The following is a 9,247-nucleotide window of genomic DNA, read 5'->3' as shown; positions in this document are numbered from 1 at the left end:
CCAGGACGCCGACCGCCGAGTACAGCACCCGCCGACGGCCCACCGCCGGACCTGCCGGGCCCGCCGGTGGGCCGTCGGCGGGTGCTGTACTCGGCGGTCGGCGTCCTGGCGGCCGGTGGCGCCGCGGCGGCCGGCTGGGCGCTGTCCCACGGCGGCGGTTCGCCCGGGGCCGGGTCGACGCGCTGGCGCTTCGCGACCACGGGCACGGTCCTGTCGTATCCGAGAGTGGCGGGTGACCTGGTCTACGCCGCGAGCAACGACGGCACCCTGTACGCGCTCAACGCGGCCGACGGGCGGCGCGGTTGGGCGTACACCACCGGCGGGGCCATCGGCTCCGCGCCCGCCGTGCTGGGCGGCGGCGTCTATCTCGGCGGCGACGACCGCGTCCTGTACGCCTTCGACGCGCGCTCGGGGGCGATCCGCTGGCGGTACACCACCGGGGGCATCGTCCACACTCCCGTGGTGACCGGCGGTGTGGCCTATGTGGGCAGTGCCGACCACCGGCTCCACGCCGTGGACGTGGCGTCCGGTGAGCGCCGCTGGGCCTTCACCGCGGGCAACGACACGCACTCCCCCGCCGTGGCGGGCGAGTCGGTGTACGTGGGGAGCAGCGACACCAGCCTGTACGCGGTGGACGCGGCCACCGGCGAGAAGCGGTGGGCCTTCACCACCCGCGGCGCCGTCTCCGGCGTCCCGGCCGTCGAAGGCGGCCTCGTCCACTTCGGCAGCACCGACGGAGGCCTGTACACGGTCGACGCGGGCCGTGGACAGCAGGTCTGGCGCTTCCAGGGGGCGTCGGTGGGCGCCGGCCCCGCGGTCGCGCGCGGGCTGGTGTACGTGGGGGGCGGCAAGCGGTTGTACGCGCTGGAGGCCGCCACCGGCAGGACCCGCTGGACGTTCCCGGCGGCCGGCGACGTGCACGCCCCGGCGGTGGCGGGCGCCGTGGTGTGCGTGGGCAGCGACGACGGCAGGCTCTACGCGCTCGACGCGGCGACGGGCCGGCAGCTCTGGAGCCATCTCGCCCCCGCTCCGGTGCACTCCCCGACGATCACCGAGGACACGGTGTACTTCGGCTGCGACGACAGCGCGCTCTACGCCGTGCGCCTCTGACGCGCGCCCGAACACCCGACCGCGCCGGGGGGCGGGAACCGGACACCGGCCGACGGTTGTCCTACTCACCGCCAGTAGCGGCCTGTTCACACCGTCGTGACGGTGTCGGTCAGCAGGGGGGAACATGTCCGGACATCCATCCCGGCTGGACGCGCGCGCCGAGAAGAGGGCCCGTCGCAACGCGTCGGCCGTCACGGCCTACCGGCGTGCGGCGCGGGGCTGCGGCCCGCTGGCCAACCCGCGCCGGGCGGTGGCGTACCTCTCCGTCCTGCGCACGGGTGACCGGATCTCGCTCACGGCGCTGGTCACCGCGACCGCGCTCGCCGACCTCGCCTTCATCGGCTGGCTGCTCCTGCCCGAGCATGTGCCGGGCCCCGGTGTGACGGGGCTGGGCGGCTGCGGGCTGTGTCTGGCCCGGGTCGGGTTCTGCCTGGTCGTCGCGGTCGAGGCGATCAAGGTCGTGCAGGCGGTGGCGATCTGGGTGTTCGCCTTCCGGGCGCGCGACCCCATCCCGATGACCCCGCCGGCCAAGCTGCGGGTCGCCCTGCTGACGACGATCGTGCCCGCAAAGGAGCCGCTCGCCGTCGTCCAGCGCACCCTGCGCGCGATGCTGGAGGTGGAGCGGTGGGAGTGTGCGGTGGATGTGTGGATCCTGGACGAGGGCGACGACCCGGCGGTCCGGCAGATGGCCGCGCGTCTGGGCGTCCACCACTTCAGCCGCAGAAACCGCCCCGAGTACAACCGGCCCTCGGGGCCGTTCCGCGCCCGCACCAAGTCCGGGAACCACAACGCGTGGCGCGCCGAGCACGAGGACCGGTACGACGTGGTGGCGCAGATGGACCCCGACCATGTGCCGCTGCCGTGCTTCCTGGAGCGGACCCTCGGTTACTTCCACGACCCCGACACCGCGTTCGTGGTCGCCCCCCAGGTGTACGGCAACGCGTACGACAACTGGGTCGCCCATGGCGCCTCCGTGCAGCAGTACCTGTTCAGCAGCATCGTCGAGCGGGGCGCCAACGGCCTCGACGCCCCCCTGCTGATCGGCACCAACCACCTCTACCGGGTGGCCGCCTGGCGGCAGATCGGCGGCTACCAGGACTCGATCATCGAGGACCATCTGACGAGCATGCGCGTCCACGGCACGACCAACCCCGCCACCGGCAACGGCTGGAAGGGCGTCTACACCCCGGACGTGGTGGCCGTGGGCGAGGGACCCACGACCTGGACCGACTACTTCAACCAGCAGAAGCGCTGGGCGTACGGCATCTGGGAGATCAAGCTCAACCCCCGTCTGCGGCGCGGCATCCGACTGAGGCCCCGCCAGCGTCTGCTGTACGACCTGGTGCAGTTCTACTACCCCAGCATCGCGGTGAACCTGGCGCTCGGCACCCTCGCCACCGCCCTGTACATGCTGCTCGGGATCTCCTCCATCCAACTGCCGGGCCTGCCCTGGTTCCTGCTGTGGTCGGCGGGCATGGCCGGGTCGTTCGCCCTGTGGCTGTGGCTGCGCCGGTTCCACCTCGCCGAGCACGAGCGGCGCGAGATCGGCACGGCGGGAATCCTGCTGACCCTCTTCGCCGGGCCCGTGTACATCGCCGCCGCGGTCAACGCGCTGCTGCGCCGCCCGCTCGCGTACGTCGTCACCGCCAAGGGCGAGCTGCGCAGCTCGGAGTCGCCGCGCACGTTCCGGCTGCACCTGCTGTGGGCGCTGGTGGCCGCAGGACTGCTGGTGGTCAGCTTCACGCACCACCACGACTACACCGGTATGCGGGTCTGGACGCTGCTGTGCCTGGCGGCCGGTTCGGCGCCGCCGCTCCTCGCCCTGGCCGACGGCCTCTCCGCGCGGCTGCGCACGGCGAGGGCCGACCGGTGAGGGTCACCGCGCCGAGGGTGCTCGTGCTGCTCTGCGCCGTCGCCCTGTGCTGGTACACCTTCCAGGTCGCGCCGGACGTCGCGGACCGGGGCCGCCGCGCGGCGGCGGCCCGTGCCGACGCCGTGCTGCCCCCGACCACCCGGCTGCCCGGCGCCGAGGCGACCCGTCACCCCAAAACCTCCGTCCCGGCTCCCTTCCCCGCCCCCGGAAAGGCGTTCCTCGGCGTCTTCACCTCCCAGGGCACCCATGACTTCACGGAGGCCGCCGACTTCGCCCGCCAGACCGGGCACCGCCCGCAGGTCTTCGAGTTCTCGGCGGACTGGGCACACGACCGCTTCGACGCGGCGGCCCTGGACCGGGTGGCAGAACGCGGCATGCTGCCGATGGTCGCCTGGGAGCCGTGGGACCACCGCGAGGAGGCGGCGGAGCCCCGGCTGCGCGGCGAGCAGCCCGCGTACCGTCTGTCGCGGATCATCGACGGTGACTTCGACGCGTACGTTCGCTCCTGGGCGCGCGGTATCGCCTCGCTGGGCTACCCCGTGGCCATCCGCCTCGCCCACGAGATGAACGGCTACTGGTACCCGTGGTGCGAGCAGTCCAACGCCAACAGCCGCGGCGAGTACGTCGAGGCGTGGCGCCACGTCCACCGGATCTTCGACGCGGCGGGCGCGCACAACGCGGTGTGGGTGTGGAGCCCCAACATCAGCTACACCAACTCCACCCCGCTGGCCCGGCTCTACCCCGGCGACGCCTATGTGGACTGGGTGGGTCTGTCCGGGTACTACGGCACCGTGGGCAAGGAGAACTACCAGTCCTTCGAGGCCCTGTTCACCCCGTCCCTCAAAGAACTGCGCCGCTTCACCCGCAAACCGCTGGTCGTCACCGAGGTGGGCGCCACCGACGCGGCCGGGCGCAAGGCCGAGTGGATCACCGGTATGTTCCGCGCCCTGCCCCGCCACCGCGATGTCATCGGCGTCATCTGGTACCAGGCGGTGAAGGAGATCGACTGGCGGGTGGGCACCTCCCCCGCGTCCTCGGCCGCCTTCGCCGCGGGCGCCTCGGCGGCCCGCTACCAGCAGCGGTGGGAGCCGGGCAGCGCGCCCCGGCTGCGCTGAGCCGGCCGGTCCCCGCCGGAAGCACCGGGCGGCGAGACGCTGGGACATATACGTGAGACGGAAGGCCATTCTGCGGCTCGTTCGATCTCCCTAGGGTTGAGGACATCAGCCAAGAGAACACCATTCAGGGAGAGTTACCGTGCGCGCAGTCATCCAGAAGTCCGTCGGCGGCCCCGAGGTCCTGGAGGTCGTCGAGACCGACCGGCCCGTGCCGCGGGCCGGGGAGATCCTCGTCAAGGTCCACGCCCTGGCGATCAACCCCGTGGACGTGGCCGTCAGGGCCGGTGCCTTCCCGCTGCTCGGTGAGCCCCCGTTCTCGGTCGGCTGGGACGTCTCCGGTGTGGTCGAGGAGGTCGGCCCCGGCGCCGGGTTCGCGGTGGGCGACGAGGTGTACGGGATGCCGCTCTTCCCGCGCGCGGCGGGCGGATACGCCGAGTACGTGGCCGTGCCCGCCGGCCACATGGCCCTCAAGCCCGCCTCCCTCGACCATGTGCACGCCGCCGCCATACCGCTCGCGGCCCTCACCGCCTGGCAGGGGCTGGTGCGCGAGGCAGACGTCAAGGCGGGCGACCGGGTGCTGGTCCAGCGCGCGGCCGGCGGTGTCGGGCACTTCGCCGTGCAGATCGCCAAGGCGCGCGGCGCCCGGGTGACCGCCCTGGCGAGCGCGGCCCGCCACGACTTCGTGCGCGGCCTCGGGGCCGACGAGGTCATCGACTACCGCACCACCGACTTCACCGAGGCGGTCGAGAAGGTCGACATCCTCCTCGACTCCACGGCGCAGTCCGACCTCTCCGTCGCCGCGGTGCGCCCCGGCGGTGTGCTGATCAGCATCCTGGAGCACCACGACGCGGAGGTGGCCGCGCGCGTCGAGGCGGCCGGACGGCGTTTCGCGGGTGTGTCGGTCGAGCCGGACCGGGCGGCGCTGGAGGCGATCGCCGAGCTGGTGGACGCGGGCCTGATCCGTCCGTACGTCCAGGAGACCTTCCCGCTGGCGGAGGTCGCCAAGGCACACGAACTGGTCGGCTCGGGGCAGGTCCAGGGCAAGATTGTCCTGACGGTCTGACAGTGGAGGGCCGTGGAGGAGAGGGGCGGGACCGTATGGACATCCTGACCGAGGCGCTGGCCTCGATGCGCACCGGACACCCGGCGTCCGTACGGACCAACGGCCGCGCCCCCTGGGGCCTGCGGCTGCCCCCGGTGGCGGGCGCGGGATTCCATGTGGTGCTGTACGGGACGTGCTGGCTGGTCCCGCTGGAGGACGCGCCACCGCATCTGGAGCCGATACCGCTGAACCCGGGGGACGTGGTCTTCCTGCGGGACGGGCGCGGCCACATCCTCGCCGACCACCCCTCGACGGTGGCCGAGGAGGCCAGGGCCGAGCAGTGCGACCAGGGCTCGCCCATCGGATCGGTCACGGTCGGCGGCGAGGGGCCCGAGACGAGTCTGCTGTGCGGCAACTACCACCTCGACCAGGGCCGCCCGCACCCCCTGGTGCACCAGCTGCCCGAGGTGATCCATCTGGAGACCCGGCACGGCCGCCACCCCGAACTGAGCGCCGCCGTCCAGCTCCTGGGCTCGGAACTGGAGAACCCGCGCGTCGGCTCGGACGGCATCGTGCCGACGCTGATCGACTCCCTGCTCCTCTACATCCTGCGCGCCTGGCTGGACGACCAGCCGACCACCACCGCGCGGGGGTGGGCGGCTGCCCTGGGCGACCCGGCCGTGGCGCCCGCCCTGGCGGCGATCCACGACGACCCGTCGGCGGCGTGGACGGTGGAGGCGCTGGCCGAGCGGGCCGGGCTCTCCCGGGCCGCGTTCGCCCGGCGGTTCGCCACGCTGGTGGGCGAGCCCCCGATGGCGTATCTGACGCGCTGGCGCATGACGACGGCCGCGCGGCTGCTGCGCGAGAGCGACGCCCCCCTCACCTCGGTCGCGGCGCGCACCGGCTACGGCTCGGAGTTCGCCTTCGCCAAGGCCTTCAAGCGGGAGTACGGCCTCGCGCCCGGCGGCTACCGGCGTCAGGCCAGGACGGCGGCCTGATCCGGCCGACGCGCTCTCGGCCCGCGTACTTTCGCGGCCCCGTCACCGGTGGCGGACACCGTCGTACGGACAGAGCCATGCGCGGGGCCTCCACGGGGGCCGGTCCCGCGCATGGCGCGTGCCACAGCGGGCAGGATGAGGCGGCCATGACACACCCATGGCCCTGGCACACCCCGTCCGGTGTCGATCCGAAAGGGACCGCTTCCGTGCTCCGTAAGCCGTACGCCCTGCTAGCCGCTGCCGCCCTGTTACCGCTCGGCGCCGCGACGCAGGCCGCAGCAGCCTCCCCCACCGCACCCGCGCCCACGACCTGCGCCTACACACCGGCCGTGCCCGCGGACAACTTCAAGGGGATACCGGTCTTCGACCCGGTTAAGGCCGCCAAGCCGTACAGCGCCACCCTCCGCACCGGCCAGGGCGCCATCACCTTCCGGGCGCTCACGGACAAGGCCCCGTGCACCACGTACTCCTTCAAGTTCCTCGCCCAGCGCGACTACTTCGACCGCTCGCACTGCCACCGGCTCACCACGGCCCGGATCTATGTGCTCCAGTGCGGCGACCCGACCGGCACCGGGAGCGGCGGCCCGGGTTACTCCTTCCCCGACGAGAACCTCACCGGCGCCACCTATCCGGCCGGTACGGTCGCGATGGCCAACGCCGGGCCGAACACCAACGGCAGCCAGTTCTTCTTCGTCTGGAAGGACACCAAACTCTCCCCGGCCTACACGCCGTTCGGGAAGGTCACGGCCGGACTCGACGTGTTGCAGAAGATCGCCGCGGGCGGCGAGGACGACCAGAACGGGCCCGGTGACGGGTTCCCGACGCTGCCGGTGAACATCAAGCGCGTACAGATCAAGAACAGGTAGCTCCGGGCCGAGCCGACGTGCCGGGATGGCCCCGCCCGGGTAAGGGCGGGGCCATCGCGCGGCTCAGCGGGTTTCAGCGGGTCAGCAGGGTGTCCGTCACCCCGGCCGGGACGCGGGCGTACCCCGCGGGCCGCGTGGTGAAGGTGCCCCGGCCCTGGGTGCGACCGCGCAGCCGGGACGCGTAGCCGAACAGCTCGGCCAGCGGCACCGTCGCGGTGACCACCGCGGTGCCCGCCCGGGCGAGCGATCCGCCGACCCGGCCGCGCCGGGCCGCCAGATCACCGAGGACCGCGCCGACCGCGCTGTCGGGCACCGTGACGGTGAGCTCGATGACCGGTTCCAGGAGCGCCATCGTGCTCGCCCGCAGGGCCTCGCGGAGCGCCAGCCGCCCCGCCGTGCGGAACGCCATCTCCGAGGAGTCCTTGGAGTGGGTGGCGCCGTCGGACAGCGTGACCCGCAGCCCGGTGACCGGATGGCCGCCGAGAGGTCCACCGGCCAGCGCGTCCCGGCACCCGGCCTCGACCGCGCGGACGTACTCCTGCGGCACCCGCCCGCCCGTGACGGCCGAACGGAACACGAAGCCCTCCCCTGCGCCGCCGGTGGCTCCGGCGGTCGTCTCCAGCGGCTCCACGTCGAGGACGACATGGGCGAACTGTCCTGCTCCTCCCTCCTGTTTGACATGCCGGTACAGCAGTCCGGTCACCCCTCGGACGACCGTCTCGCGGTAGGCGACCTGCGGCGGACCGACGCCGAGCTCCAGGCCGTGGGCGCGGCGGATCTTCTCCACGGCGACCTCCAGATGCAGCTCGCCCATCCCGGACAGCACCGTCTGCCCGGTCTCCGGATCGGTCCGTACGGCCAGTGAGGGGTCCTCCTCGACGAGTTGGGCGAGCGCGGTGGCCAGCTTGTCCGTGTCGAGGCTCCGGCGCGCCTCGACCGCCACCGACACCACCGGCGCGGCGACGGACGGCGGTTCGAAGACCACCGGGGCGCCCGGGGCGCACAGAGTGGCGCCCGCGCGCGCCGACTTGGGGCCGACCAGGGCGACGATGTCCCCGGCCGCCGCCCGGTCGACCTCGGTGTTCCGGTCCGCCTGTACGCGCAGGACGCGCCCCACGCGCTCGGTGCGCCCGGCCGTGGCGTCCAGCACGGTGTCCCCCTTCCCGACGGTTCCCGCGTACACCCGCACGTAGGTGAGGCGGCCGGTGGCGGTCGCCGTCACCTTGAAGACCAGCCCGGCGAAGGGCGCGGCCGGGTCGGCGGCCCGCTCCAGCACCTCCCCGTCCAGGGTGCCCCGTACGGGAGGCACGTCCAGCGGGGACGGCAGATAGGCCACCACGGCGTCGAGCAGCGGCTCGATCCCCCGGTTGCGGTACGCCGAGCCGCACAGCACCACGACGCCCTCGCCCCCGCGCGTGAGGTCGCGCAGAGCCGCCGCCAGGGTGTCGTCCCGCAGTGCCGCCCCGGCGCAGAACTCCTCCAGGGCGACGGGGTGGAGCTCCGCCACGGTCTCCTCCAGCAGCCGGCGGCGGCGCAGCGCCCGCGCGCGCAGCTCGTCGGGGACCGGGTGCTCCCGGTACGCCCCACCGTCCGCGGCCCACACGAGCGCGCGCATCCGTACCAGGTCGACCACGCCCGTGAAGCCGTCCTCCTGGCCGATGGGCAGCTGGACGACGAGCGGGACGGTGTGCAGCCGGTCCCGGATCGACGCGACCGCCGTGTCCAGGTCCGCGCCCGCGCGGTCCAGCTTGTTCACGAACGCGATCCGGGGCACCCGGTGCCGGTCGGCCTGCCGCCACACCGACTCGCTCTGCGGCTCGACGCCCGCGACCGCGTCGAACACGGCGACGGCGCCGTCCAGCACGCGCAGTGAGCGCTCCACCTCGTCGGAGAAGTCGACGTGGCCGGGTGTGTCGATGAGGTTGATCCGGTGGCCGTCCCAATCGCAGCTCACGGCCGCGGCGAAGATGGTGATGCCGCGGTCGCGCTCCTGCGGGTCGAAGTCGGTGACGGTGGTGCCGTCGTGGACCTCGCCGCGTTTGTGGGTGGCGCCGGTGGTGTACAGGAAGCGTTCGGTGACGGTGGTCTTGCCGGCGTCGACGTGGGCGAGGATGCCGAGGTTGCGGACGGCGGTCAGGGAACGGGTGGAGTGGGGTCGGAGGTTGGTGCGCACGGCCCGGGGCCTTTCGGTGCGAGGTGTTTTCGGGCAGCGCGATTCCCGGACGAGAAGCGGGGGCCCGCAC

7 protein-coding genes are annotated in these 9,247 nt (G+C 73.3%); 6 read left to right on the top strand and 1 reads right to left on the bottom strand.

All coding sequences use genetic code 11. The features are described from left to right. The 6 genes from ACJA3G_RS21855 to ACJA3G_RS21830 form a co-directional block, all read left to right on the top strand. The coding region (locus ACJA3G_RS21855; RefSeq protein WP_406554712.1) for a PQQ-binding-like beta-propeller repeat protein at positions 1–1,110 on the top strand (1,110 nt) is incomplete at its 5' end. A gap of 124 nt (positions 1,111–1,234) precedes the next feature. Next, positions 1,235–2,983: a glycosyltransferase family 2 protein gene (locus tag ACJA3G_RS21850; RefSeq protein WP_406554711.1), complete on the top strand. Its 1,749-nt coding sequence runs from the start codon at positions 1,235–1,237 to the stop codon at positions 2,981–2,983. Then, positions 2,980–4,098, top strand: a complete 1,119-nt coding sequence (locus ACJA3G_RS21845) for a glycoside hydrolase family 26 protein (RefSeq protein ID WP_406554710.1) — start codon at positions 2,980–2,982, stop codon at positions 4,096–4,098. The genes ACJA3G_RS21850 and ACJA3G_RS21845 overlap by 4 nt, the downstream gene beginning before the upstream one ends. A gap of 139 nt (positions 4,099–4,237) precedes the next feature. Then, complete coding sequence (locus ACJA3G_RS21840) at positions 4,238–5,161, top strand: NADP-dependent oxidoreductase (RefSeq protein ID WP_406554709.1); 924 nt, start codon at positions 4,238–4,240, stop codon at positions 5,159–5,161. A gap of 35 nt (positions 5,162–5,196) precedes the next feature. Further along, positions 5,197–6,138 carry an AraC family transcriptional regulator gene (locus tag ACJA3G_RS21835; RefSeq protein WP_406554708.1) on the top strand — a complete coding sequence of 314 codons (942 nt, stop codon included), beginning with the start codon at positions 5,197–5,199 and terminating at the stop codon, positions 6,136–6,138. 206 nt (positions 6,139–6,344) lie between these two features. Further along, positions 6,345–7,004 (top strand): peptidylprolyl isomerase, encoded by a 660-nt coding sequence (locus ACJA3G_RS21830; protein WP_406554707.1) that lies wholly within the window; start codon positions 6,345–6,347, stop codon positions 7,002–7,004. 73 nt (positions 7,005–7,077) lie between these two features. Here ACJA3G_RS21830 and fusA read toward each other — a convergent pair whose 3' ends face one another. After that, on the bottom strand, positions 7,078–9,177 hold the full coding sequence (gene fusA / locus ACJA3G_RS21825; RefSeq protein ID WP_406554706.1) for an elongation factor G: 2,100 nt from the start codon (positions 9,175–9,177) through the stop codon (positions 7,078–7,080). Positions 9,178–9,247: the final 70 nt, after the last annotated feature.

This window comes from Streptomyces sp. YS-3, assembly GCF_045257485.1.
Taxonomy (GTDB): Bacteria; Actinomycetota; Actinomycetes; order Streptomycetales; family Streptomycetaceae; genus Streptomyces.
This window is presented reverse-complemented; position numbering and strand designations above follow the sequence as displayed.

Coding starts and splice junctions, on each gene's coding strand:
- ACJA3G_RS21835 (WP_406554708.1), top strand. CDS start 5,197: ATGGACATCCTGACCGAGGCGCTGGCCTCGATGCGCACCGGACACCCG.
- ACJA3G_RS21850 (WP_406554711.1), top strand. CDS start 1,235: ATGTCCGGACATCCATCCCGGCTGGACGCGCGCGCCGAGAAGAGGGCC.